Here is a 24711-nt window from a genome sequence, read left to right as displayed (position 1 = left end):
GCCGTGGTCGGCACCGCCCGCCCGCCGGGCTGCGGAGACCCTTTCCGTGCCCTGGTGTTCGACGTGCCCCGGCCGGCCTGGGGCCGCTCCTCCGCTCGGCGCCCCCGCCGGCGGGTGGTGCGGCCGTTTGGTCGGGCCGTCCGGGAGGACCGGCTCAGTCCGCGGTGGCCGCCGGTGCGCAGGTCCGGTGCTGCGGCGCGGTGAAGCTCTCCATGCATGTCCTCCGTGGCCTGGTTCGTCGGCGGGGCTCGCCGGAGAGAAGAATCCCGCAACAAGTCGACAAAGGCATAGCTCGACGTACCCTTTTCGCCCTTTAGCGTGATGTCGAGCCGGGCGGCCGCAGCGCTGGCGCGCGCAGCCCGTCCGCCGGGGGCGCGTACCACCACCTGCACGCCCCCGCCTGCTGCGGTGCCTTCAGAGCGCCTTGCCCGGGTTGAGGATGCCGAGCGGGTCGAAGACCGCCTTGATCTGCCGCTGGAGCTCCAGCCCGACCGGGCCGAGCTCGCGGGCCAGCCACTCCCGCTTGAGCAGGCCGATCCCGTGCTCGCCCGTGACCGTGCCGCCGAGGTCCAGCCCGAGCGCCATGATCTCGTCGAAGGAGGCCCGGGCGCGGGCGGTCTCCCCCGGGTCGGAGGAGTCGAAGATGACCACCGGGTGGGTGTTGCCGTCCCCGGCGTGACTGACCACGCCGATGGTCAGCCGGTGGCGCTCGGCGATCGCGGCGACGCCGTCCAGCATGTCGCCCAGCCGGGAGCGCGGCACCGCCACGTCGTCGATCATCGTGGTGCCGAGCCGCTCCATCGCGGGCAGCGAGAGCCGGCGGGCCTCCAGCAGCATGTCCGACTCGGCCTGGTCCTCGGCGGGCACGACCTCGCTCGCGCCGGCCTCCCGGCACAGCCGGGCCACCTCGGCCAGCTCGGCCTCCTTGGCGGGGCCGTCGAAGGCGACCAGCAGCAGCGCCCTGGTCGACTCCGGCAGCCCCATCCGGGCCATCGCGTTGACCGCCCGGACGGTCGTCGCGTCCATCAGCTCCATCAGCGAGGGCACGTGGCCCTCCGCCATCACCGCGCAGACGGCGGCGCTCGCCGACCCGGTGCTGGGGAACTCCGCCGCCAGGGCGAGCTGCGGGGCGGGGGTCGGCCGCAGGGCGACCACCGCGCGCACCACCACGCCGAGGGTGCCCTCGGAGCCGACCAGCAGCCGGGTCAGGTCGTACCCGGCGACACCCTTGGCCGTCCGCCGGCCGGTGCTCAACAGCCGGCCGTCCGCCAGCACCACGTCGAGCCCGAGCACGTACTCGGCGGTGACGCCGTACTTCACACAGCACAGGCCGCCCGCGCCGGTGCCGATGTTGCCGCCGATGGTGCAGGACTCCCAGCTGGACGGGTCCGGCGGGTAGGCGAGGCCGTGGCCGGCGGCGGCCCGCGAGAGCTCGGCGTTCACCACGCCCGGCTCGACGACGGCGAGCCGGTTGACCGGGTCGATCTCCAGGATCCGGTTCATCTTCACCATCGACAGCACGATGCAGCCGTCCACCGCGTTCGCCCCGCCGGACAGGCCGGTGCGGGCACCCTGCGGCACCACCGGCACCCGCAGCTCGGTGGCCGTGCGGAGCACGTGCTGCACCTGCTCGACGGTCTCCGGGAAGACCACCACGGCCGGCGCCCCGGCCTCGCAGAACCCGGCCATGTCGTGGGCGTACGAGGCGACCACGTCCGGATCGACGGCGACCGCCGTCTCCGGGAGCCCCGACACCAACCGGTCGACCAGATCACTCACGGCAGCCTCCGCCTCTCGCGCATCCGTCCGCTCTGCACCCCGCCCCCGTCGACTCTGCCCCCGTCGGGCGGGCACGGCAAGGACGGTGCGCAAACACCGATCGGCACCCCTGACGGACGGTCAGGGGTGCCGATCGGTGGAGCGGACGGGGTCAGCCGTGGTCGGCGGGCCGGTCGAGGATGATCACCTCGAACTCCTCCAGGCTGCGGACGGTGACCCCGGCCGCCGGCGCGTTCTTGGCCCGCAGGGCGGCCTGCGGTCCGCGCGAGGCCGCCAGGGCGGCGCTGTCCCGGAAGATCGTGCCGACCGAGGCGCGGCCCTCCGCCCGGTTCACCAGCAGGGTGCCGGAGACGAAGCCGTCGATCTGCCCCATCCCGGGCAGCAGCGTCCCGCGGAACCGCTCGACCAGGGCGTCGATCCGGGCCGGGTCGATGTCCGCGCGCACCATCCGGAATCCGGCGCCGGGCGAGGCCGGGGACGGCGGGCTGAAGACGGCGGCCTCCCACACGTCGACGGCGACGGTGCCCGCGAACGGTGCCAGCAGGGCGGCGCGGCGGGCCTTCAGCGCCTCGTCGCTGTCGCGCTGGGCCTGCTCGCTCTCCCACCAGGACCCCATGGCGATCTTCCCGACCGTCCGGTCGGCGAACAGGCCGTAGCCGCGGTAGCCGGGCTGGCCGGTGAGCAGGCCGAGGGCCTCGGCGCGCAGTGCGTCGAGCGCCTCGTCGATGAGGGCGGGGTCACCGGTGGCGTAGAGGGTGCGGACGTACATGGCAGCGGTCTTCCTGTCGTCGGCCCGGCACCCTGCGCGGCACCGGGTACGGGCACGGCACACCTCCATCGGACGGCGCCGGCCCGCTCCGGGCAACGCGGGAGACCCGAACGGGGTCCGCCAGCCTCCGACCCGGCCCTGGCGACCCGTCAGCCCCGCAAGCAGTCGGGATCGACGCTCCGGCGACAGTCGCGAGGCATCAATGTCTCGCGGCAGTCCAGACGCCTCGTTGCCGATCGCGTTCGGTCGCGGTGAGTCCGGTGGCGGGGTCGTCGGGGCTGCTGGCGCCAAGGGGGATGGACAGACCCGCTCCCGACACCACCGAGCGCCCTTGGAGGGCTCTCCGCGGGAGAGACCCCAATCATGGATGTCATTCCTCGCGACAATGGCCCGCGGCTCAAAGCCCCGGTGATGCACCAAGCTCGGCACTTGGTGAGGGAGGGCTGTTCAGCTCGACGCCGCGCCTTGCCAAGCCCCGTCCGAGCCGGCAGCTCCGTCGATGGCCGGGCGGGTGCGGTCGGCCGGTCGGTGGGGGGTGTCGGCGGCGTCCTGGTCTTCGGAGTGCCGCTACGCCGAGAGCCATCGGTACCGTGCGCCGGCGCTTGTCCTTGGTTCAGGTGCCACGCGGTGGTCCGGCTCGCCCGGTAGGACCGACCCGGGCGCCGAGGCTCCCGGCCGGCGTCGCCGGGTATCCCGGGCACGAGACCGCCGCGATACCTCCGCGCACCACGATGGCGTCCAGGGCGAGGGCTCACCCGGTGGCCTACTGCCCACGACCGGAAGAGGACGCAGGACGAGATGCGGAAGATGTGCAAGCACGTGGCCACGGGTCCGACGGGGACCGCGACCGGGGCTGTCGGCGTATGAGTTCCGCCGTGCATCAGCGATCGACCGGCAGAGGTGTGCGGGTAGGGCTGGCCGGGCTGGCCGGGCTCATGTGCCTTGCCCTGGCCGGTTGTTCGTCATCCGGTCAGCCGGCCGCGGAGGCGAGGCCGACCGCGCAGTCTCCGTCCGCACTGCCGGCCAGTGCTGATCTGCACCTTCCGATCGAGCCGTATCTCTTCTCCGAGGCGGAGACAGCGAAGCTGACCAGGGCGGGAGCCGTGCTGCGCAAGGCGTGCATGCAGCGGTTCGGTCTCGACTACGCCATCAGTCCCGCCGACCCGCCGACCGGACCGCGCACGTTCATGGACCGCCGGTACGGCCTGACGGACCCGGCCGAGGCGGCGGTAAACGGCTACCACCTCGGCGACCGCGACCCGCGCACCCACCCGGTCCGCCCGCCGCAGTTCTCCGCCGAGCAGCAGCAGGTGCTCACCGGGCACCTCCCGGGGAAGACCGGTGCGGACGAAACGAACCTGCAGGTCAACGGCGTACCGGTACCACCGGGCGGGTGCTACGACGAGGCGAAGCGCGGCCTGGCCGGTTCGGGGGACCTGGGCCCGAGCAGCGTGGCCCAGCAGGCCAACTTCCAGACTTTCAAGGCCAGCATGTCGGTGGCGCAGGTCACGCAGGCATTCGAGGCATGGTCCGGCTGCATGAAGACCAGGGGTTACTCCTACCCCAATCCGATGGATGCCATCGGCGACCGGCGCTTCCTGGGGGACTCACCCACACCGCTGGAGCTCCAGGTGGCGGCGGCTGACGTGATCTGCAAGCAGCAAGTGGATCTGATCGACACCTGGTTCGCGGTCGAGGCATCCCTGCAGAAGGAATTGATCGCACGGCAACAAGCCGAATTCACGGCGGTGCTCGCGGCGAAGACCGAGCAACTCGCCAAGGCCGACGCCGTGCTGCGCGATCAGTGAAGTAGTGGGCTGACACTTTTTCACGTCCGGGCGCGCCCGCCCTTCCCCAGGTACGCCGAGGGGATTGCACACGCCTGGAACGTCCCATGAAGAGAGGATCAAAGAAATGAAGCGCACCCTCAAGCTTGCCGCAGCAGCCCTGGGCGCTGCCCTGCTCGTCCCCACCCTCGCCACCTCCGCGCAGGCCGCCGTCCGCGACTGCCCGGACGGCAACTTCTGCCTCTTCTACAACTCGAACGAGCAGGGCTCCCACTTGGCGGTGCAGAAAGACATTCCCGACCTCGCCGGGTACACCTTCACCAGCCCCGGCAATGGCCGGGGCCAGCACGTCAAGAACAACGCCGCATCGGCTGTCTCCAACGTGTGCACGACGGTCACGGTGTTCTACCACTCGAACTACAGCGGCCCGGTCGACGTGTTCAACTACCGCAATGCCGCGAACCTGGTCAACACGTACAACGAGAACGCCTCGGTGATGTTCGCCCGCGACTGCTGAGCCTCACCCACCTAACCACCGGTCGCCGGTACGCGTTCCGGCGTACCGGCGCCGGGCTTCGGCCGAGGACGGCGGCTACTACGGCACCTACGCCGGACCGGTCTACGTGTACGCGCCGGGCCGGTGCATCGACCGGGTTCCCAGATCGACGACGACTCCGCGCAGCAGTTCGGCTCCCAGTGCGGCCGAGGTGGTGGAGGTCGGTCGGCGTAGTGTCGTTCCGACGGTGCGACCGCGCGTGTCGGGCCACAGCGTCGCCGTCCCGCGCCGCTTCTACGCCAATCCACGGGTGTTCCACACGCCCTGACAGGAGTGGTGTCCGAGCGGGACAGTCCGGGACGAAACGCAGAGGGCGGGTGCCGACTGACGTCGGCACCCGCCCTGAGCCGGTACTTCAGTACCTCACACGCGGAGGGTGTGGGATTTGAACCCACGGTGACCAGAGGCCACGACAGTTTTCAAGGCCAGACGCACTGGCTCACCCGAGACAGCCTTTGAGGTGTGTCAATGCTTCTCCGGCGCCTTCGGTCCGGTTGTCTGGCCCACGACTGGCTCACGCCCTACCCCTGGCGCCCAAGCCAGGTCATGCCGGTCCCCGTGCGCGGGGCACATCGCACCCTATGGCGCCTCACTCACCGTAATGGGCGTTCGTTCAGCTTCCGCACTCGCTTCTACACCGCCCCAGCGTCGCCTCGGCAAAGCCTGCACAAGCATGCCGAGGACAGCCCGGGCGGCGTTACGCCTGTACGCACGGCGCGACCACACGGCGGGAAGGACTACTCCCACGATCACGATGACGCCGATGAACGTCAGGATGAAGAGCAACGCGACGGCCGAAGCCGGCATCTGCCCAAGCACACTCAAAACGACCTCCAGGTTCTCTGTACTTCTGCGCAACTGATCTGCGCTGAGCCAGACTGTGGAGGTACGCAGAGGGACTGCGGAGCCGTGAGACGCAAAACCGCAGCTCAGAGCCTCAACAGGACTATCCGGAGACGGACGCCGGACGGATGCCGGACAGACGGCGGCAAGGAGAGGGCCGTGGACTCCAGGAGCGCCATCGAGCGGTTGGCAGAGGAGCTGGGAAGCCTCTATGCAGCCGCAGGCAAGCCGCCACTGAGTGCCGTCGCACGTAGGGCCGTAACGGCGACTTCGTCACAACGGCTCAATACTTCTTCGATCAGCGAATGGCTCAACGGAAAGTCAGTGCCTGCTCGCCAGCAAGAGTTAACACTCTTGGTGCAGGCATTGGAGTCCTGGAACGATTCCAGCGAGACCCTATCGACAAGATCTTACAGAGCTGGAAAGTCGGCACATTTTGAGCGCCTCAGGAGAGCGGCCCAATCCGAGAAGCGTGAAAAGCATAGTAGTGCAAACTCGACACTTTCTAGAATTCCACTCAGTGCAGCCCTGGAAAACCCCTACGCCCTAGAGGTTCACAAGCCAATTGTGGTTGCTGGGGCCCCGGCCGGCCTTCCTGCCTATATTCCGCGCACACATGACGCCACCCTCCAATCCGCTGTGCTCAGCCAAAAAACACAACTCATCGTTCTTGTTGGCGGGTCATCCACGGGGAAGACAAGAGCTGCATATGAGGCACTTAAGAAATTGCCTTCAGGGTGGAACTTTTACCATCCTCTCGCACCAAGTAAGGCGGAGGCTCTTATTTCCTACCTGGAAGGCGGAGGGAATCTAGGAAAAACGGTAATCTGGCTCAATGAGCTTCAAGATTATCTTACTCCAACTGGGCTAGGGGAACGAGCTGCCGCCTCTCTTCGAGTAGCACTATCTGGAAGCTCGGAAACGCTCTTCATTGGAACCATGTGGCCTATTTATTGGCGAAAAATAATGGCGCCGAGTCCGTCAATAGAAGATCACTACGGGCAGGCTCGGGCCCTACTTTCTGGAGTGGCGCACAGAGTTGACATCACTCCAGACTTTCCTGCTTCTACGCTAGAAGAGCAAGCACGCCTGGACGGCCGGATAAGGATTGCAGCGGATCTTTCGGGCGGAAGAATAACCCAGTACCTTGCGGCCGGTCCCGCACTACTCGAATTCTTTAAGGACTCTCGGGACATCTCTCCGAACGCATGGGCAGTTCTTAGCGCAGCCATGGACTGGTCGGCAATGAGCGGATCGAGCACTGTAGCTCCAGAATTCCTGCGGAGCGCTGCGCCCGGATACCTGACAGACGAGGAGTGGGGCGCCGCAGGCGAGGCATGGTTCGCTGACGCTACTGATCTGCTAGGTCAGCAGCTCAAGGGCGCCACATCCCCCCTCGCGCGCCTGAGATCGCGGAAGGAGCATGCCGGCGAATATACATACAAGCTGGCTGACTATCTAATTCAGCATGCCCAGCAAGAACGCAAGAAGTCTCCAGCCCCAGAAAGCTATTGGCGTGCGGTAGGGAAACTGGATGACGGCCCCGACCTCTCATATTACATTATTTGGGCTGCTGAAGACCGCGGCAAAGACGCGCTAGCAGCAAAACTCTGGGAACCCCGAGCGGAGTGCGGCGACCCTGTAGCAATTGCGAGCCTGCTCAGGAATCCAAGTGTGGACCCGAAAATGGCGCGCCAATTACTGAGGCAGGCAATGGACGACCTCGACTTCTCAAATCCTGAGGAGGTCGGGTTCATGATTACTCAACTCCAGGAAGTCGCCCACCATGAGGAATGGGTAGGAGAGCTAGCTGAAGAGATTAGCAAGAATATATCATCCCTAAATACCGGCCCATCCTTTGAATGTGCAGTAATCCTGGATGTTCTCGAAGATTTCGACTTTTCTCATGCCGTCTCAGAGTTCTCCGCACAACTGGCGGAAGAATGGGTTGATAGCGACTCGGATGACTCCAGTAACACACTATTTCTCATTGAGACCCTAGCTCACGCGAACAGCAAACAGGCGCGCGATTCAAGCATTGTTATTGCACGTAAATTTTCCGCAAGCAAGGAAAGGAGTATCGGAGACCTGGCGTTCCTCGCAGCCGCGATGAGGCAAGCAGATAGCAGATTCTCTCAAGACATACTGCGGAGAATCGAGGCTCGGGCGAGCGAGGTCGACGTGCGAGACCTCTTGAAGCTGAGCCCGCTGACCGAGAATTTGAAGAGTGCGGAGCTAACGCGCCTGGCATTTGATCTCTTGCAAAAGGCTGCCGTCGCGGTGGAGGACCTAGTGGTGGACAGCTCATATGCGCCACTAGAAATTATTCAGTCCTTCCAAGAAGCCGGATTGCTAGACGCGGCCGAGAGGCTTTCTGCAAGATTTTCACTGGAATACGATCCCGGAATCTCTGGCGCGGCAGGACATACAGTCGCCAAGTTTATGGAGGTGGCCTGTCCGGAGCATTATCTCGCATATTGCCGCAGGATGGCAGTAAGTGGACCTATCTTGCCTCTCGGAGACTCCGAAAGGCTCGTAGAATCTTTGCGAGAAATTGAAGGGCTGGCCGATATTTACCTAAGGCGAGTGGAAGATTTCCTTGCGGCGGAGAGAATCTGACTCCTAATCGCAAGCCCGGCCGACTGCTGCCCTCAAGCGTTCCACGGCCGGCCTGACGCCTCAGCTCCTTCGGGTGCTGCTTGGCCTGACAGCCGCATGCTGCCAGGCCAAGGCCTACCCGTGCCCGAGGGAGCACCCTGTCAGAGAAGGCAGTAGGCGACCGCCGCATCGTCGCCAGCCTTGTAGCGCGGCCATCGCTGCCCGTTCGGATCTGTGGCTTCAACTTCTCGGACCGCGCTGATCAGGCGGGCAGGTCCGCCAGCGCGGAGCAGATCGAATGCATCGCCCCATGTCGCCATGCCGTACTCGGTTACCAGCCGCGACACGCCGTCTGACATGACGGCGGCAGAGCGCATCCCATCCCGTGGCGTGGAGCCGGTCACAGCATGTTCGGCGGCTTCTGGCCCGCCGGCCGCGACCCAGTAGCCACCCACGGTGTTGCGAGTAAGCCTCTGAGCCGTAATCATGCGTCGCACGCTGGCGAGGTGCTCGGGAGAACCAGTCGCATGGCGTTCTGTCTCCGCCCGGAGTTCCGGTACCACCAAATCCACGCGGAGATCTGTGTGGACGGTGTAGCCATCCGAGCTCTCGTAGACCACTGGGGAATCAGCGAGGATCAGGTGGCTGTACTGGTTCGGCTCTTCTCGCAGGATCGAGACCGTGGCGGAGGGGGTACCTGGGTTCTTCAGGTCGCACTGCGGGTGTAGCTGAGCGACCTGGTCGAGCGCACGCGCCAGCCCTTCAGCGAGCGATCTCTCCGGTGCCATTACCTCGGCGACGATGTGTCCGCCGAGATGGGCCACGTACCAGGGGACGCCGTGCTCGCACCCCGTATCCAGCCCTGCCGTGCTCAACCCGTCGAGCACCACGGCGATGGTCGGCGTGGCTGCGACCCAGTCCTCATTGGGCCCGGTGCCGCCGGGCTCTGTGGCGAGTGCGACTCGCATGTCAGGCCTCGTGCCGGTAGATCGGAGTCACGCGGGTGCTCTCCAGTACATCCAGAGTGTCGGGGTCGTATCGGCACGAGATCAGGGTGGAGAACCGCCGTGTCTTGACCTCGCGATACAGGTCGGCCAAGTGATTCTCCAGATAGTGCACGACGCCGTTGGCGCCGATTGCGTGGATGCCGGCGATGTAGAGGAACGTGCCCTTCCCGTCGAGCCGCGGGAGGCGGGCGAGGTACCCGACGTCACCAGCCGTGCCGTCCTTGTCCAGCGGGGACCTGTACTCGGTGTCGGTCTTCAGGTCTACCAGGTGCCAGGCCGTGTCCTTGCGGAAGCGGAGGAAGTCGTCACCTTCGAGTACCTGGGCGATGATCGGCGACAGGCGAGGACCGCAGATGACTACCAGGTGTTCGCGGTTGAGGTTGACGATGCCGGTGGGAGGGATCACCTCGTAGTCGGCTTCGAGCTTCATGCCGGCCATGAGCTTCCGCAGATGCTCGAAGTTCTTGAGGTCTTCCCGGGTGACAACCTCGCTCGGGTTCTGGTCCGGAGTCTTGCTGGCCTCGTACTTACCCGCCACTGGGATGGTGACCGGCCCGACGCCGAAGAACGCGCGCTCGGGGGGTGGGCCCGCGGCGGCGAGTTGACCGACCCTGCCGCGGCTCACCCCCAGGAGCGCGGCGATCTCGGCTTGAGTCATGCCTGCGGCCGAAGCTTCCTCGATGGCTTCCCTGCGGATCCGCGACAGCTCGACTACCCGGCCTTGGTAATCCGCCATCAGGTCAATCGCAGCCTTGGCTCGGTTGACGGGCGGAGTGATACCCGCGACCCGCTCAAGCTCCTCGTGCACGTTGATCTCATCTCTGCTTAGGGGGCATAGCAAGGCTACAGCGAGGGGGGCTTGACGCCAAGGAACCATCTGCCTACCTTGGGTATCGCAGCACAGGGATAGTCCCCCTAGGCAATCGCCTGGCTCTTCTTGGCTTGCCTTGAGCTGCACGTCAGCGCCCGGAGGGGTGGGGTGACAGCCCCCTGAAGGTCGTGCTTGTTGCTTGAGAACTGAACAGTGATCGTGCGAGACCGACGCGAGGGCGGCGGTCGCGGCAGGCATCTAGGTCTTCGGGTCGATGGTGAACCGCCGTGGTCAAGGCCCTCCCCCTACGCAGTGGCATGCCACCCGCTTCGGCGGGTGTGGGGACGGACGACGCGCTGACCAGGCCGATTCGTACGGCTGGATGGCGAGCCGAGTGGACCAGCGGGGTCTCAAGGCACGTGGCGGGATGAGACAGACCGCCCCCGTGGCGACCGGGTGATGTCGCAGCGGCAGCGAGCCACGCAGCACGCCCGGTCTCCGGGGGTGCGCCGCCTGTTGGCGCCGGAGCAGTGACACCGGCGCACCCGATTTCGGGCTCGGGACCGGCCGGCCGGGGCAACGGCAGCCGGTGAAGCCCGCGCACAACCCTCTGATCTTCGCCCCCGGTCCAGCTCGCGTCTGCGGCGGATCGGGGCACCGCCGCTCGTGATCTGGCGAGCGGCCAGGGCCCGAGTCGGGCCGCCGCGCTCCCGGCCAAGGTAGGCGCGGCGGCCCTCGGGCCCACCTCCCAACACTGGAACGAGGTAGACCCGTGCGATTGATTGTTGCAGGCCAGGAGGCCGTCACGGCCTCCGAGTTCGCCGAGCTGGCCTTCGGCATCGACGTGGAGCTGTTTACCGGCGCCACCGACGAGACGCCTGCCGACTCGGCGGTCCGCCTCGACGTGGCCCGGGACGTGCTGCGCGACCTGGCCCCGGAGCCGGCCCGCTACGCGAAGGCGCTGATGCGCACCGCGGAGCGCCGCCGGGCCCTGGCCTGGAAGGCGGCGGCATGATGGCTCGCTTCGTGCGCCGCGGCATCCGCGGCACTTCCCGCCCGCACCTGACCGCCCGACCGACCGGCCCCGCGCCGGTCGTGGTGGTGGCGCCGACGACGGGCAACCTGCCCGGCGCCGCGTGCCTCGGCGTCGATCCGGATCTGTTCTTCCCCGACCACGACACCGACCCCGACGGCGCCGCGTTCGCCGAGCTCCGCGCCAAGCAGATCTGCGGCACCTGCCCGGTGCGCGCGGCCTGCCTGGACGCGGCAATCGCCCGCCGCGAGCGGCACGGCATCTTCGGCGGCCTCAACTCCGCCCAGCGCGCCCGCCTCGCCGCAGCCCTGGCCAAGCGCGCCCAGCGCGCAAGGACGGTGGTGGCGTGATGGACAGCGACTTCAACGCGGACGAGGCCCTGCGCCGAGTCCGGGAACGCGCTAACCGGCTCGCCCAGCGCATCGAGCGCCACTCCGCCCGGCTGTCCGCTGAGCACGACCGGGACCGCGCCGCCGCGGCGGTGGGCACACGGGGTGAGCGGTGAGCGCCCACCCCGCCCACCGGGCGGGTGCGGAGGTGCCCACCGCGGCCCAGGTCCGGCGGACCGGGCGGGTGATCACGACGTTCACGTGGCTGCTGACCGGGTCGGTGGTCGCGGTGAGCATGTCCACCGCGGCACCGTTCATCGACGCGCACTCACCGGGCTGGGGGACCGGCCCGGTGATGGCGGTTTCCACCGACGGCTGCTTCATCCTGTCCCTCCAGTCGGACAGCACGCTGGCCCGCTACGGCGTGTCCGGCGGCCGCTGGCCGGCCGTCTTTCGGTGGGTAACCGGTCTGGCCACGGTCTGGCTCAACATCGGCGCTGCTGCCCTGGCAAAAGACCTGGTCGGCGTCATCGTCCACCTGATCCCGCCCCTGTTGCTGCTGCTCGTCGCGGAGGCCGGGCCGGCCTACCGTCGAGCCCTCGCCGCCCTCACCCGACGCTCCGAGACGGCCGTCCCCGTCGAGCCCGAGTGGCCCGACGAGGACACCGCCGGACCGCTCTACGACCCGGCGCCCACCCTGCCCACCACATCGCTCACCCCGGCCGTGACGGCGGCGCTCCGGGGCCCGGAGCGCTCCGTTCCCGCGCTTCCGGCACACCCGGTCGTCGTCCCGCTCGGGCCGGTGGTCGCGGTGACCGCCCACCCGGCACCCACCGCCCGAGTCGCGGTGCCCACCGCGCAGGAAGAGGCCACCCGGCCGCCCCTCGCCGAAGGCGATTCGGCGCCGTCCGGTCCGGCCGTCGCAGCGCTGGTGGGCATCGAGGTGCCCACCGGTGTGGGCCCGGTGGGCGGCAATCCACAGGCTGTGGACACCGCGCCGCCCACCGACGACGAGGACGCCGCCGCCAAGCCCGACCCGACCACGGAGCGGCTGTCCGAGGAGGACGCCGCCGCCGTGATCGAGGAGTGCTGGCGCCGCGGAACGAGCCAGCGGGCCGCCGCCCTTAAGGCCACCCGCGCCCCGTCCTACGTCGGCCGCGTCTACAAGCGCCTCGACGCCCAGCACGGCCGACTCACCCCGGCCACCTGACCTCTCGGGAGTTCACCCGTGTCGACCACCGCCCGCGCGGCGCGATTCGCCGCCGCCTACGCCCTGCTCCGCTCCTCCGCCGACCTCGCGGACCACTGGATCCAGACCGACCACCAGGCCCAAACGAAGGGCCAGCACGACCACACCCCTGGACAGTCCAGCGCGGCCGGCCGCCGCGCCTGCGCCGCCCACGTCGCCACCTACACCGCCGCCCAGGCCGCCGCGCTGCTGCTCGGCACCCGGGTGCTCGGGATGCGGCTGCGGCCCGGCCACGTGGCCGCCGCCCTCGCCCTCTCGGCCGGCACGCACTACGTCGCCGACCGGCGCGAGCCCCTGCGCCGGATCGCCGACGCCACCGGCAGCGGCCCCTTCGTGCGCCTCGCGGACCACGGCCTGAACGGCGCCTACCTGCTCGACCAGTCCTGGCACCACACCTTCGAGACCGCCGCCGCCCTCATCGCCTCCGCGTGAACGGCGCCACCTTCCAGCCCTGCTGATGTGATCGGAGGACCCCCGTGGGTTCGCGCATCCGCACCACCAAGCTCACCGTCCCGACCCAACGCGGCCGGCGCCGCGGCGGCCCGGCCGCGCACGTGATCGACCTCGGCCGCGGCACCCAGCCGCTCGTGGTCGTCGTGCCGCGCCAGCCGTCCCTGGTCGGGCAACTCACCCTCGCCACCGGCCGCCTGCTGTGGCAGCGCCGCATCGACTGGGCACCCGTGTGGGCGGCGGGTGGCCTCTTCACCACCACCGCCGTCCTGTCGGCCGCCGCGCCCGCCGCGGGTATCGCCCTCGCCGTCCCGGCGGTGCTGGTGCCCGCGGGGTGGGCGGCGGCCCGCCGCTGGCACCCGCGCTCCGCCGTCCGCCGCCGCACCCGCGCCCTCACCCGACCCGTCATCGTCGCATCCGCGGCGCTGGCCTGGTCGGCCACGGCCTGCCTCACCGGGCCGGCGAACTGGCCGCTGGCCCTGCTCTGGCTCGCCGGCACCACCGCAGCTCAGGCCACCTGGTGGCGCCGCCGCAAGACCACCGCCGCCACCCCGATCCAGCCCTGACCAGTCGTGAGGAGACAACGCACATGACCGACTTCCTCCCTCCGCCCCGCCGCAACAACAACCAGGGCCAGGGCCGTGCCGACGGTGACCGCACCGGCCGCGAGCGGCCCTCGCGGGAGTACCACTTCCACTACAAGGGCGGCCCCCAGGGCCCCGGCGGCGACCACGAGGTCCCGCGCCGCGGCCCCGGGGCAGGCGGCATCGGCGCCGGCCCGCGCGAGCACGGCGCCAGCGGTGGCCGGACCGGCGGTGGGCGGACGCACTCGCCGCTGGCCGACCCGGAGTTCTTCACCAACGCGGACATCCGCAACTACTGCGAGCAGGGCCGCGCCGCGTTCCTCCAGCTCTCGTTCGAGCTGGCCATGGCCGCGGAGGTGCTGCAGGCCGTGCTGAAGGAGGTCCCGGACGCGGACGGGCGGCCGTTCGGCTCGCAGTTCCGCGCCCGCCGGGTCGCCCGGCACCTGAAGAAGGCCGCCGACGACGCCAAGGACGCCGCCGCGAACGCCGCCCGCACCTACGCCGCGTTCCAGCGCGAGTACGACCCCGAGCTGAACCGCACCGGCCGGCCCCGCCCGCCGCGCCGCTCGTTCGACTTCGGGGGCTGACCACCGCGCCAACACCCGACCGCACCAACACCGGGCCGCCCGCCAACTCTGGCGGGTGGCCCGATCCGCGCCCGCTCAATCCCCCTGCATCGGTCCTCTTGGGAGGTCGTCCGCCGTGTCCGGCATGAACCAGGCGGCTCAGCCGCTCCAGCTCGACCCCAACGCCCACACCGGCGGGGTCGGCGAGTACCTGCTCCACCGCGCCAAGCCCTACCTGCCCCCGTGGCTCCTCGCCGGCGGCGTCGGCATCCTCTCCCTCCCGGCCTCCGCGTACTGGCACCAGTCCGCCGCCGCCGGGGTCGGCCTCACCCTCGCCTCCGTCGGCCTGACCGCCGCCACCTGGTGGGCGGGCAAGCCCACCAGCCAGCAGCGCCGCCTGCACTCCGCGGTCACCGTCGCCGCGGGCACCACCTGGTTCACCGCCGCCGCCCTCGCAGGCCCCGCGGCCGGGCCGCTCCCGTCGCTGTTCCTGATCGGCGCCCCCACCCTCGCCGCCACCTGGAACGTCCGCCAGCTCCTGCGGGTCAACCCCGAGGGCGGCGGTAGTGCGGACAAGGGGCTGCTGGAGAAGGTCGGTCTCGCCAAGACGATGGTCACCGGGGCGAGCGTGGTGCCGAACAAGGCCACCTTCGACCTCCAGCTCCCCGCCGGGGAGCTGACCGCCGACGACGTGGCCAAGGCCCTGCCGAAGCTCGCCGGCGCGTTCCGCGTTGCCAAGAACGCGGTCCGCATGACCCCGGACGCGGACGACTCGTCCCGGGCCACGCTCACCGTGGTGCCCAAGGACCTGCTCAAGTCCGGTACCGAACACCCCGGCCCGTCCCACCCGGGCGGCTCGATCGCCGACCCGATCGTGGTCGGGATCTACGAGGACGGCACCGCGATGGTCCTGTGGTTCCCCGGCGACCCGGCCGAACACCGCAACGCCATGCACCTGCTGATGATGGGCATGACCGGCTCGGGCAAGTCCGAGTCCGGCATCACCGCCCTCGCCGAGGTCATCACCCGTCGGGACGTGATCGTGTGGGCGTCCGACCCGGCCAAGGCCGAGCAGACCCTCGGACCGCTGCTTCCGGCGATCGACTGGGCCGCCTTGGACATGGAGTCCACCAAGGCCATGATCGAAGCCATCAAGGCAGTGATCCCCGCCCGCACCTCGTGGCTGGCCAAGCACGGCTACAAGCAGTGGGAGCCCGCCTGTGCGAAGACGCAGGCCGACGGCTCGCCGGGCATGCCGTACCTGGTCGCCTGGTTCGAGGAGGCTGCCAAGACCATCCGCGAGACCGACGACGACGTGTTCACCGGCATCGCCCAGGAAGCCCGGTCCGCCGGAGTCTCCCTGGTCGTCTCCCTCCAGCGCGCCTCTGGGGCGCAGATGTCCACCGACACCCGCGCCTCCCTCGGCTCCTCGTGGGTGCACGGCTGCCGGGACGAGCGGGACGCCGGGTTCGCCCTCGCCGACGAGGTGTTGGACGCCGGGGCCGCGCCGCACGTGTGGAAGGACAAGAAGCCCGGTTACTCCTACCTGGTCGCCAACGGCGTCCCGGAGACGTTCTGGGCCACCCCCGGCCGCTCGTTCCTCACCCCCGCCGACTACCTCGACTGGGCCGTCACCGCCTTCGCCGACCTGCGGGCCGCTTGCGACCCGGTCACTGCCAAGGCCGCGGCCGGTGCGGTCGGAAACGCCTTCCTCCAGCGCACCCGCTACCCCCTCCCCAAGATCCAGGGCGGGAACGCGGCACGGGACGAGGACGAGTACGGCCCGCTCTACACCGACGAGGAGGAGGGCGAGGACGACGCGCTCGACGTTGAGGGCGAGTGGATCGACCCGGAGGCCGAACTCCCGCCCGTCCGCGCCGTGGTGGAGATCGCCCAGCCCGACAACCGCCGCCCGGCGAAGGTCGACCCGGCGGAGGCCCGAGAGATCATGGCCGACCTCCTCGCCGAGTTCGAGGACGAGGGCCGCGACAGCGTCGGCCCCAAGGACTTCATGGACCACTGCGACCGTATCGGCCGCAGCCGCTCGTGGATCTCCACCCAGGTCAAGGAAATGCTCCTGACCGGACGACTCGCCGAGACCCACGAGGCCGGCCGCTACCGCATCGTCCCCGGACCCCGGACCGCCTGACCCACGGTGTCTGACACCCCCGCAGGTGTCAGACACCGTCAGACAGCAAACGGCCCATTCCCCCAGGTAACGCGTGCGCGCGTGGGGTGTCAGACAGCGTCTGACACCCCACCTGACACCTGATCTTGAACCCCTGACACCTCGCGGCCCGGCGCCCTGACACCGGCCCGCACACCCCGGGAAGGATCCGCCCAACCGTGATCGTCACCGTCTCCGCCGCCCTGCTGTTCGGCGTCATCACCTTCGTCCTCGTCCGCACCCAGCGCGTCTCCGCCGGCTCCATGACCGCCGTCTGGCTGTCCGGCTTCACCGCCGCCTCCACCGGCCTCGCCGGCCCCGTGAACCAGGGCCTGGCCGCCGCCGCCCACATGATCGCCACCCTCCACTAACCACCGCACCACCCCGGATGGAGAGCACCGTGCACCAGCAGCCCTACCCCGTGCAGCCCGCCGCCCCGGTGCTCTACACCCCGGACGGCACCCCCTACTACGCCACCTCGCCCGCCACGGCACCGCTCGTCCCCTACCAGCCCACCCTCGTACCCGCACCGGCCCCGTACGCCGCGGCCCTCGTCCACCCCGCCGCCGCCTACCTGCCCGCGCCCGTTGGGACGGGCCGGGACGTGTGGCCTGCCCGGCTGCTCGCCGGAGGGATCGGCGCTGGTGCCGCTGGGGTCGGTCTCGCCTTCCTGTTCCAGGCCGTGGCCGCCGCCGCGACCGGGCTGGGCCTGCTCGCCGCCGTCCTCGCCCTCGTCTGGCTCCTCAAGAACACCGGAGGCAGTGGCGGGGGCGGGCGGAGTGGCGCGGTGAACCTGTCGGTCAACGTATCGAACCGCAACCGCTGACCCCGGCCTGTGCCGACCGGCCGTGCCGCCCGCGCCACCGCCGCAACCAGCGGCCGGCGCGCGGGCGGTGCGGGGGACGGGCAGACCCGCTCCCGACACCACCGAGCGCCCCTAGTAGGAGGGCCCCGTGTCCGTGGGAGAGACCCCGATCACCGTCGTCGGCAACCTCACCGAAGACCCCGAACTGCGCTTCACCCCGCAGGGCATCGCGATGGCCCGCTTCACCATCGCGTCCACCCCGCGCACCTGGGACAAGACCAGCGGGCAGTGGAAGGACGGCACCGCACTGTTCCTGCGCACCACCGCCTGGCGCGAGATCGCCGAGCACGCCGCCGACACCCTGACCAAGGGCATGCGCGTGGTCGCCACCGGCCGACTCGTCCAGCACAACTGGCAGACCCCCGAGGGCGAGAACCGCTCCATGCTCGGCCTCGACCTCGACGACATCGGACCCAGCCTCAAGTTCGCCACCGCCAAGGTCACCAAGGCCCAGCGCACCGGCGCACCGGGCCCGGCGCCGGTCACCGACGACCCGTGGGGCGCGGCGAGGACCGCCCCGGCGGCGGCCGGCGCCGCACCGACCGCGGAACCCCCCTTCTAGCAGGACCGGTCCTAGCAACACGAAAGCCCCGCAGCAGCCTGCGTTTCTTGGCAGAGAGCGGCTGCTGCGGGGCCTATCCAGTCCGTACGAGACGAACCAGGACTCCAGCATGCCCGAGTTCACCATCCGCACGCTCGCCCTCACCGACGACAAGGCCGACACGGCCCGGGCGTCCGACGGCCGCTCCCGCTTCGGCGTCTACCTCGCCAACAACGCCCACCTGCTCAACGACTTCGACGACCCGCTCAGCCCGGCCAGCTTCGCCCTGACCGTCTGGCGGATCGCCACCGCCCCGGTGATGGCCCCCGGCTACGTCCACCTCCGCCCCGACCTCCACAACATCACCCTGGTGGCCCCGGGCGAGGACACCGACGGCCTGGCCCTGCGGATCGAGGTGCCGCTGCGGCACCGCACCCTGGCCACCTGGCCCGCCCGGATCGTCGCCGACTGGCAGCCGGACCCGTGGGCCACCGGGCACTCCGGCTTCACCGCCCTCGCCCGGCCCGACCGCGCCGACCGCACCGCCCTGCTCCTCACCGCCACCGTCCTCCTCCCGGTCCCCGCCAACCTGCTGGTCGCCCCGACCGGCACCCTGCCGGGCCCGGAGATGACCCGGCAGGCCAAGCAGATCGTCGCCGCCCTGGTCGGCCACACGAACGCGCACGCCCACCTGGTCAACGACCTCACCGCGGGAGTCGTCCGGTGACCCCGCGGCGGGTGCCGCCGCTCGGCGGCACCACCGACAGCCTGTGGCTGGCCGTGCTCGCCGCCGCGACCGGCCGCTGCCAGTGCCGCGGCGCCTGCGGCACGTCCCACGCCAAGGACGGCGGCCGCTGCCCGCGCGAACACGGCGGCTACCAGCAGCACCACGGCGGCGGCACCGTCCGCCTGATCGTCGCCCCCGCCGACCCCGCGCACCTGCTGCTGCCCCCGCACCGCACGGCGGCCCTGCCCAAGCGCGCCCTCGCCGCCTGGTGCCCGACCTGCCACGACGGCGCCCGCACCCGCGCCCGCCGCCACCAGCACGCCACCACGCTCGCCGCCGAGCCGGACGGCCTGTTCGACCTGTGACCCTCCGCCCGCCGCCGGCCCGTGCGCAGGCCGGCGGCGGGCGCCCCTGGAAGGACCACCGCGGATGACCGCACCCAACGCCCTGCTCGCCGCAGCCGTGGCCGCCATCGACCGCGGCCACCACCTCTTCCCGCTCCAGCCCGGCAGCAAGCGCCCCGCCCTGCACGCCGAAGACCACTGCCCCCGCACCGGCCCCTGCACCACCGGACACCAACGCTGGGAACAGCGCGCCACCACCGACCCCGTCGCGATCCGCCAGGCGTGGGGCCACGGGCCGTACAACATCGGCGTCGCGACCGGCCCGTCGCGGTTGGTGGTGGTCGACCTGGACGTGCCCAAGCACCCCGGCGACACCCCGCCCGAACCCTGGGCCGCGCTTGGCGTCCGGGACGGCGCCGACGTCCTCGCCGCGCTGTGTGAGCAGCACCGGCAGCCGTACCCGGTCGATACGTTCACCGTCCGTACTCGGCTCGGCGGGCTGCACCTGTACTTCGCCGCCCCGCCCGGCCTCGCCCTGCGGAACACCAGCGGCGACCAGGGCCGCGGCCTCGGTTGGAAGATCGACACCCGGGCTGCCGGCGGCTACGTCGTCGCCCCCGGCTCGGTGGTCGGCGGCCGGCCGTACACCATCGAGCACGACACCGAACCGGCCCCACTCCCCGCCTGGCTGGCCACCCTCCTCGCCCCGCCCGCACCGGCAGCGCGGCCCCGGGCCCTGCCCCGTCCCCGTGCCGGCCGCTCCGGAGGGTACGTGGCGGCGGCGCTGCGCAATGAGGCCGCCAACGTCGCCACCGCCCCGGAGGGCACCCGCAACTGGGCCCTCACCCGCGCCGCCCGCGCCCTGGGCCGCTTCATCGCCAACGGCCAGCTCGGCCGCGGCGAGGTCGAAGACGCTCTTAAGGCAGCGGGCGAGGCGGCCGGCCTGCCCCCGCGTGACGTCGACGCGACCATCCGCAGCGCCCTCACCTGGTCCATCGCCAACAACCCCACGGGAGACGCCGCATGACCGCCCCCCAGCCCCCCACCCTTAAGAGCCAGAGCACCGGCCCCGACGGCGCCGCGGTCGAGGACGGCGCCGCCCTGCTCGACGCCGTCGAGGCCCACCACCGCCGCTTCAACGTCTTCCCCTCCGAGGCCGCCTACGTCGCGGTGGTGCTGTGGGACGCCCACACCCACCTCATCGACTGCTTCCCGTCCACCCCCCGGATCGCGTTCCTGTCCCCGGAACCCGGCAGCGGCAAGACCCGGGCGCTGGAGATCATCGAGACCGTCACCCCGCGGCCGATCCTCACCACCGACGTCAGCCCCGCCGCGCTGTTCCGCTCCGTCTCCGACCCCGAGGCCCGCCCGACGGTGCTGTTCGACGAGGTCGACACCACCTTCGGTCCCAAGGCCGCCGGCAACGAGGACCTGCGCGGACTCATCAACTCCGGCCACCGGCGGAGCGGCGTCGTCCTGCGCTGCGTCGGCGACGGCGGCACCCAGACCGTCCAGCGTTTCCCCGTCTACGCCGCCCTCGCCATGGGCGGACTCGGCGACCTCCCAGACACAATCATGAGCCGCTCCATCATCATCCGGATGCGCCGCCGCGCACCCAACGAGAAGGTCGAACCGTTCCGCGAGAGCACCAACGGCCCCGAGGGCCACGTCCTGCGCAAGCGTCTCGCCGTATGGGCCGACACCGTCCGCGCCGAGCTCCAGGACGCCACCCCCGAATTCCCCGAGGGCATCAACGACCGTCCCGCCGACGTGTGGGAGCCCCTGCTCGCCATCGCCGAGGCCGCCGGCGGCCACTGGCCCGTCCGGGCCCGCGCCGCCTGCGTCCAGCTCGTCACCGCCGCCAAGGCCAACGACAAGGGCAGCATCGGTATCCGCCTGCTCACCGACCTGCGGCAGATCTTCAACGGCGCCGACCGCATGCCCAGCTCCGTCCTGGTCGACCAGCTCAACGCCATGGACGACGCGCCCTGGGCCGACCTCGACGGCAAGCCCCTCAACGCCCGCGCGCTCGCCCGCATGCTCGGTGACTACGTCACCGCCGACAACGAGCCCATCAAGCCCCGCACCATGAAGTTCAACGGCGTCGCGGCCAAGGGCTACCTCGCCTCCGACCTCACCGACGGCTGGGTCCGCTACTGCCCGCCTCTTTCCCAGGAATCCGTAACCGCCGTAACTGCCGTAACCGCGCAGGTCAGGCCCCTGTTTCCGGTTACGGATACGGGAACGGTTACGGGTGCATCCGTTGACCCCCCGCCCGCAATCGCCGCCGGCGGAGACCGCTCCTGAGCCGCCACGGACGCCGCCCAGTGCGGCCCCGTAACGGCACCTATCCGTAACCGAAACCCGATCCGTAACTTCGATCATGCCTCTGACCTGCACGGTTACGGCAGTTACGGAGGTTACGGATCCCTGAGAAGGAGGCGGCGGCCGCGGGCCGCCGTCTCCTTCCCTCATGCGTGCACACCCGCCCATCGGCAAGCCCTTCGTCGCCCAGCCAGGGAGTCGCCATATGTCCAAGCCCGACCCGAAGCTGAAGCTCGCCGCCGTCCTCGAAGAGATCGACATGTCCCGCTCTGCCTTCTACCGAATGGCCGCCCGCGGCCACGGTCCCAAGCTCATCAAGCTCCCGAACGGCCAGATCCGTGTCCGCCGGTCCGACCTCGACGCCTGGTGGACCGCACGGGAGCACTCCACCGCCGCCTGACCTTCCGCCAACCGAGGGCCCCGGTTTCGACCGGGGCCCCGCCATAGGAGCGCCCTTTGCTGACGTACGACGTGAAGCTCTACACCATCCGCCAGCGGCCCGGCCGACGCCTTCCGTTCGAGCTGCGGTGGAAGGTCGGCGCGAAGCCTCACTCCAAGAGCTACGCCACCAAGACGCTGGCCACGGGCCGACTCGCCGAGCTGCGTACGGCCATGAAGAACGGTGAGGAGTTCGACCAGGAGAGCGGCCTTCCGGTGTCCGAGCTGCGCAAGCAGACCGAAGGCACATGGTTTGACCACGCCGTGAAGTTCGCCGAGATGAAGTGGTCGAGCTCATCGGCCAAGAGCCGGGCAACCCGAGCTGATGCTCTCGCCACCGTCACCTCCGCGCTGGTGACGGATCATCGCGGCGCGCCCGACCCGCGGACGCTCCGCCAGGCGCTGTCCTGCTGGGCGTTCAACTTCTCCAGGCACCTGCCTGAGCAGCCCGAAGAGGTCGCAGAAGCCCTCGAATGGCTGGAGCGGAAGTCCGTAAAGATGGGCCGACTTGAGGACTCCGACACCATCCGGCGCGCTCTGGACGCCCTCTCTCGGTTGCTGAACGGCGAGCCTGCCGCAGACAACACGATCGCCCGAAAGCGCATGGTGTTTAACAATGCGCTGAACTATGCGGTGGAGCGCCGCAAGCTGCCTTCCAACCCGCTCCAGTTCGTGGACTGGACGCCACCCCAGACGGACGACGAGATCGACTTCCGCTGGGTGCCGAACCCGCAGGTCGGTCATGCACTGGTTGAGGCCGCCGCACAGGTTTCCGGGCGAGGGCGCCACCTGCGAGCGTTCTACGGCTGCATCCTGTACGCCGCCACGCGGCCCGCTGAAGCCACCAACCTGCGAGCGAGCGACTGCACCCTTCCCGATACGGGGTGGGGGCTTCTGCTGCTGAACGGCAGCTCGCCGCGGGTCGGCTCCCGGTGGACCGACGACGGGCAGTCGCATGAGGAGCGCGGCTTGAAGCGGCGGGCCCGGAAGGCCACGCGGCCGGTCCCGATTCCACCTGTTCTCGTCCAGCTCCTCCGGGAGCACATCGCAGAGTTCGGTGTCGCACCGGACGGCCGGCTGTTCCGAGCTTCCGAAGGCGGCCGACTCCTCACTCAGGAGACCGCTGCCGTGTGGAAGGAGGCCCGGAAACGAGCGCTCACCCCCGAGCAGGTAGCCAGCCCATTCGCAGAGGTGCCCTACTCGTGCCGCGCCACCGCGGTCTCCGGCTGGCTCGCCGCCGGCGTGGACAAGGCTGAGGTGGCCCGCCGAGCCGGGCACAGCATCGCCGTCCTGCTCCGGTTCTACGCCAAGGTCATCAACGACCGAGAGGACCACTCAAACGCCCTCATCGAGCGGTACCTGAACGGCGACGACCTGGCCGGATAACGGCCGATACTGGCCCACAACTGGCCCACACACACTGATCAGACCCGGTACACGGGTGGGACAGCCCGGGACAGGAACACCTCAGGGCGGGTGCCGACCGAAGTCGGCACCCGCCCTGAGCTGGGACTATCTCCCACCTGCGCGGAGGGTGTGGGATTTGAACCCACGGTGACCAGAGGCCACGACAGTTTTCAAGACTGTTCCCTTAGGCCGCTCGGGCAACCCTCCTGGCGGAGGTCAGCCTAACGGGTCGGAGCGGGTTCGGTGCACTCCGTTTACAGGGTGGGGTCAGTTGTCGCCCTTGCGCTCGCCGAGGACGACGGTGGTCTTGGCGGCCTTGCCGTCGCGGGTGTACTCGACGTCGACCTTCTCGCCCGGCTTGTGCGTCCAGATCTCGGAGACCAGGGTCGGGCCGCTGTCGATCGGGATGCCGCCGAGCTTGGTGATGACGTCGCCGGGCTTGAGGCCGGCCTGGTCGGCGGGGCCGCCGGGGGTGACCGCCGGGGTGCCCTGGACGGCGTTGGTCTGGATCTGGGCGCCGTCGCCCTTGTAGTCGTCGTTGCGGAGCACGCCGAGGATGGCGTAGACCGGCTGGCCGTCCTTGATCAGCGTCTCGGCGACCCACTTGGCCTGGTTGATCGGGATCGCGAAGCCGAGGCCGATGGAGCCGGCCCGGCCGTTGCCGCTGGTGTTGGACTGGATCGCCGAGTTGATGCCGATCACCGCGCCGGAGGCGTTGAGCAGCGGGCCGCCGGAGTTGCCCGGGTTGATCGACGCGTCGGTCTGCAGGGCGTTCATGTAGGACGCCTGCTGGCTGGTCTCGTCGCCGGAGGCGACCGGGCGGTCCTTGGCGCTGATGATGCCGGTGGTGACGGTGCCCTCGAGGCCGTAGGGGGCGCCGATGGCGATGGTGGCGTCGCCGACCGCGACCTTGTCGGAGTCGCCGAGCGGCAGCGGGACGAGCTTGTCCTTCGGCGGGTTGTCGAGCTTGATCACCGCGACGTCGTACCCCTGGGCGCGGCCGACCACCGAGGCGGTGTAGGACGAGCCGTCGGAGAACTTCACGGTGAGCTTGCCGCCCGAGGCCGCCGGGGCGACCACGTGGTTGTTGGTGAGGATGTGGCCCTCGGTGTCGAAGACGAAGCCGGTGCCGGTGCCGGACTCCTGCGAGCCCTGCGCCTTGATGGTGACGGTGCTGGGCAGCGCCTTGGCGGCGATGCCGGCGACCGAGTCCGGGGCGCGGTCGGTGACCTTGCGGCTGTCGCTGACGCTGACCGTGGTGCTCGTCCGGCTGGTGCCGCCCGAGCTGTCGTCTCCGGAGACCGCGGCGCCGATGGCACCGCCGGCCACGCCCGCGACCAGGGCGACCGCGGCGATCAGTGCGATCAGGCCGCCGCGCTTGCGGCGCGGGGCCGGGCCGCCGACCGACGGGTACGGGTACGCCGGGCCGCCGGGCTCGCCCGGGTTGCCGGTACCGCCGGGGCCGCCCGCCGGGTGGCCCCAGCCGCCGACGGGGTGGCCCGCGCCGAACGGGTGGTGCGCCTCGCCGGGCGGCGT

General features: G+C 70.1%; 25 protein-coding genes and 1 tRNA gene. 20 read left to right on the top strand and 6 right to left on the bottom strand.

Going from position 1 to position 24711, the window contains the following annotated elements:
* Nucleotides 1-414: 414 nt before the first annotated feature.
* Both KSNIM_RS20055 and KSNIM_RS20050 read right to left on the bottom strand, forming a co-directional pair.
* Nucleotides 415-1779: an FAD-binding oxidoreductase gene (locus tag KSNIM_RS20055; protein ID WP_263104583.1), complete on the bottom strand. Its 1365-nt coding sequence runs from the start codon at nt 1777-1779 to the stop codon at nt 415-417.
* A 151-nt stretch (nt 1780-1930) separates the two neighbouring features.
* Nucleotides 1931-2548, bottom strand: coding sequence for a hypothetical protein (locus KSNIM_RS20050; RefSeq protein WP_263104582.1), 618 nt, complete (start codon nt 2546-2548; stop codon nt 1931-1933).
* Between the two features lie 875 nt (nt 2549-3423).
* On the opposite strand from KSNIM_RS20050, the gene KSNIM_RS20045 reads away from it, so the two are divergent.
* The 3 genes from KSNIM_RS20045 to KSNIM_RS20035 all read left to right on the top strand — a co-directional run bounded on the left by KSNIM_RS20045 (nt 3424) and on the right by KSNIM_RS20035 (nt 8353).
* Complete coding sequence (locus KSNIM_RS20045) at nt 3424-4356, top strand: hypothetical protein (protein WP_263104581.1); 933 nt, start codon at nt 3424-3426, stop codon at nt 4354-4356.
* A gap of 106 nt (nt 4357-4462) precedes the next feature.
* Nucleotides 4463-4852 carry a peptidase inhibitor family I36 protein gene (locus KSNIM_RS20040; RefSeq protein ID WP_263104580.1) on the top strand — a complete coding sequence of 130 codons (390 nt, stop codon included), beginning with the start codon at nt 4463-4465 and terminating at the stop codon, nt 4850-4852.
* Between the two features lie 1041 nt (nt 4853-5893).
* Nucleotides 5894-8353 (top strand): hypothetical protein, encoded by a 2460-nt coding sequence (locus tag KSNIM_RS20035; protein WP_263104579.1) that lies wholly within the window; start codon nt 5894-5896, stop codon nt 8351-8353.
* Nucleotides 8354-8493: 140 nt separating this feature from the next.
* On the opposite strand, the gene KSNIM_RS20030 is transcribed toward KSNIM_RS20035, so the two are convergent.
* Nucleotides 8494-9300: a protein phosphatase 2C domain-containing protein gene (locus KSNIM_RS20030; RefSeq protein WP_263104578.1), complete on the bottom strand. Its 807-nt coding sequence runs from the start codon at nt 9298-9300 to the stop codon at nt 8494-8496.
* Between the two features lies 1 nt (nt 9301).
* Complete coding sequence (locus KSNIM_RS20025) at nt 9302-10147, bottom strand: sigma factor-like helix-turn-helix DNA-binding protein (protein WP_263104577.1); 846 nt, start codon at nt 10145-10147, stop codon at nt 9302-9304.
* 775 nt (nt 10148-10922) lie between these two features.
* On the opposite strand from KSNIM_RS20025, the gene KSNIM_RS20020 reads away from it, so the two are divergent.
* The 17 genes from KSNIM_RS20020 to KSNIM_RS19940 all read left to right on the top strand — a co-directional run bounded on the left by KSNIM_RS20020 (nt 10923) and on the right by KSNIM_RS19940 (nt 23154).
* Complete coding sequence (locus KSNIM_RS20020) at nt 10923-11165, top strand: hypothetical protein (protein WP_263104576.1); 243 nt, start codon at nt 10923-10925, stop codon at nt 11163-11165.
* Nucleotides 11162-11533, top strand: coding sequence for a WhiB family transcriptional regulator (locus tag KSNIM_RS20015; protein ID WP_263104575.1), 372 nt, complete (start codon nt 11162-11164; stop codon nt 11531-11533). The genes KSNIM_RS20020 and KSNIM_RS20015 overlap by 4 nt, the downstream gene beginning before the upstream one ends.
* Nucleotides 11530-11688 carry a hypothetical protein gene (locus tag KSNIM_RS20010; RefSeq protein WP_263104574.1) on the top strand — a complete coding sequence of 53 codons (159 nt, stop codon included), beginning with the start codon at nt 11530-11532 and terminating at the stop codon, nt 11686-11688. Before KSNIM_RS20015 ends, KSNIM_RS20010 begins: the two co-directional genes overlap by 4 nt.
* The gene (locus tag KSNIM_RS20005; protein ID WP_263104573.1) at nt 11685-12722 is read left to right on the top strand and encodes a hypothetical protein; all 1038 of its coding nucleotides are present in this window, start codon (nt 11685-11687) and stop codon (nt 12720-12722) included. Before KSNIM_RS20010 ends, KSNIM_RS20005 begins: the two co-directional genes overlap by 4 nt.
* An 18-nt stretch (nt 12723-12740) precedes the next feature.
* On the top strand, nt 12741-13193 hold the full coding sequence (locus KSNIM_RS20000) for a hypothetical protein (protein WP_263104572.1): 453 nt from the start codon (nt 12741-12743) through the stop codon (nt 13191-13193).
* A 44-nt stretch (nt 13194-13237) separates the two neighbouring features.
* Entirely contained in the window at nt 13238-13777 is a 540-nt protein-coding gene (locus tag KSNIM_RS19995; protein ID WP_263104571.1) for a hypothetical protein, read from the top strand.
* Nucleotides 13778-13800: 23 nt separating this feature from the next.
* A complete protein-coding gene (gene traA, locus KSNIM_RS19990; RefSeq protein WP_263104570.1) occupies nt 13801-14382 on the top strand; it encodes a plasmid transfer protein TraA in 582 nt (193 codons plus the stop codon).
* Nucleotides 14383-14506: 124 nt separating this feature from the next.
* Nucleotides 14507-16510: a plasmid transfer protein TraB gene (traB, locus tag KSNIM_RS19985; RefSeq protein ID WP_263108030.1), complete on the top strand. Its 2004-nt coding sequence runs from the start codon at nt 14507-14509 to the stop codon at nt 16508-16510.
* Nucleotides 16511-16707: 197 nt separating this feature from the next.
* On the top strand, nt 16708-16899 hold the full coding sequence (locus KSNIM_RS19980; protein ID WP_263104569.1) for a hypothetical protein: 192 nt from the start codon (nt 16708-16710) through the stop codon (nt 16897-16899).
* 29 nt (nt 16900-16928) lie between these two features.
* Complete coding sequence (locus KSNIM_RS19975; protein WP_263104568.1) at nt 16929-17354, top strand: hypothetical protein; 426 nt, start codon at nt 16929-16931, stop codon at nt 17352-17354.
* A gap of 127 nt (nt 17355-17481) precedes the next feature.
* Nucleotides 17482-17955, top strand: coding sequence for a single-stranded DNA-binding protein (gene ssb / locus KSNIM_RS19970; RefSeq protein ID WP_263104567.1), 474 nt, complete (start codon nt 17482-17484; stop codon nt 17953-17955).
* Nucleotides 17956-18064: 109 nt separating this feature from the next.
* A complete protein-coding gene (locus KSNIM_RS19965; protein WP_263104566.1) occupies nt 18065-18661 on the top strand; it encodes a hypothetical protein in 597 nt (198 codons plus the stop codon).
* Complete coding sequence (locus tag KSNIM_RS19960) at nt 18658-19026, top strand: hypothetical protein (RefSeq protein WP_263104565.1); 369 nt, start codon at nt 18658-18660, stop codon at nt 19024-19026. Before KSNIM_RS19965 ends, KSNIM_RS19960 begins: the two co-directional genes overlap by 4 nt.
* A 64-nt stretch (nt 19027-19090) precedes the next feature.
* Nucleotides 19091-20032, top strand: a complete 942-nt coding sequence (locus KSNIM_RS19955; RefSeq protein WP_263104564.1) for a bifunctional DNA primase/polymerase — start codon at nt 19091-19093, stop codon at nt 20030-20032.
* A complete protein-coding gene (locus KSNIM_RS19950; RefSeq protein WP_263104563.1) occupies nt 20029-21312 on the top strand; it encodes a DUF3631 domain-containing protein in 1284 nt (427 codons plus the stop codon). Before KSNIM_RS19955 ends, KSNIM_RS19950 begins: the two co-directional genes overlap by 4 nt.
* 223 nt (nt 21313-21535) lie before the next feature.
* The gene (locus KSNIM_RS19945; RefSeq protein WP_263104562.1) at nt 21536-21730 is read left to right on the top strand and encodes a helix-turn-helix transcriptional regulator; all 195 of its coding nucleotides are present in this window, start codon (nt 21536-21538) and stop codon (nt 21728-21730) included.
* 56 nt (nt 21731-21786) lie between these two features.
* Nucleotides 21787-23154: a tyrosine-type recombinase/integrase gene (locus tag KSNIM_RS19940; RefSeq protein WP_263104561.1), complete on the top strand. Its 1368-nt coding sequence runs from the start codon at nt 21787-21789 to the stop codon at nt 23152-23154.
* A 142-nt stretch (nt 23155-23296) separates the two neighbouring features.
* On the opposite strand, the gene KSNIM_RS19935 is transcribed toward KSNIM_RS19940, so the two are convergent.
* Nucleotides 23297-23382 (bottom strand) — tRNA-Ser (locus tag KSNIM_RS19935).
* A gap of 60 nt (nt 23383-23442) precedes the next feature.
* A partial coding sequence (locus KSNIM_RS19930; protein WP_263104560.1) for a S1C family serine protease occupies nt 23443-24711 on the bottom strand: 1269 nt, incomplete at its 5' end.

This window comes from Kitasatospora sp. DSM 101779, assembly GCF_025655475.1.
Taxonomy (GTDB): Bacteria; Actinomycetota; Actinomycetes; order Streptomycetales; family Streptomycetaceae; genus Kitasatospora.
The sequence above is the reverse complement of the archived record's forward strand: the minus strand, read 5'-3'. Positions and strand labels throughout refer to the sequence as shown.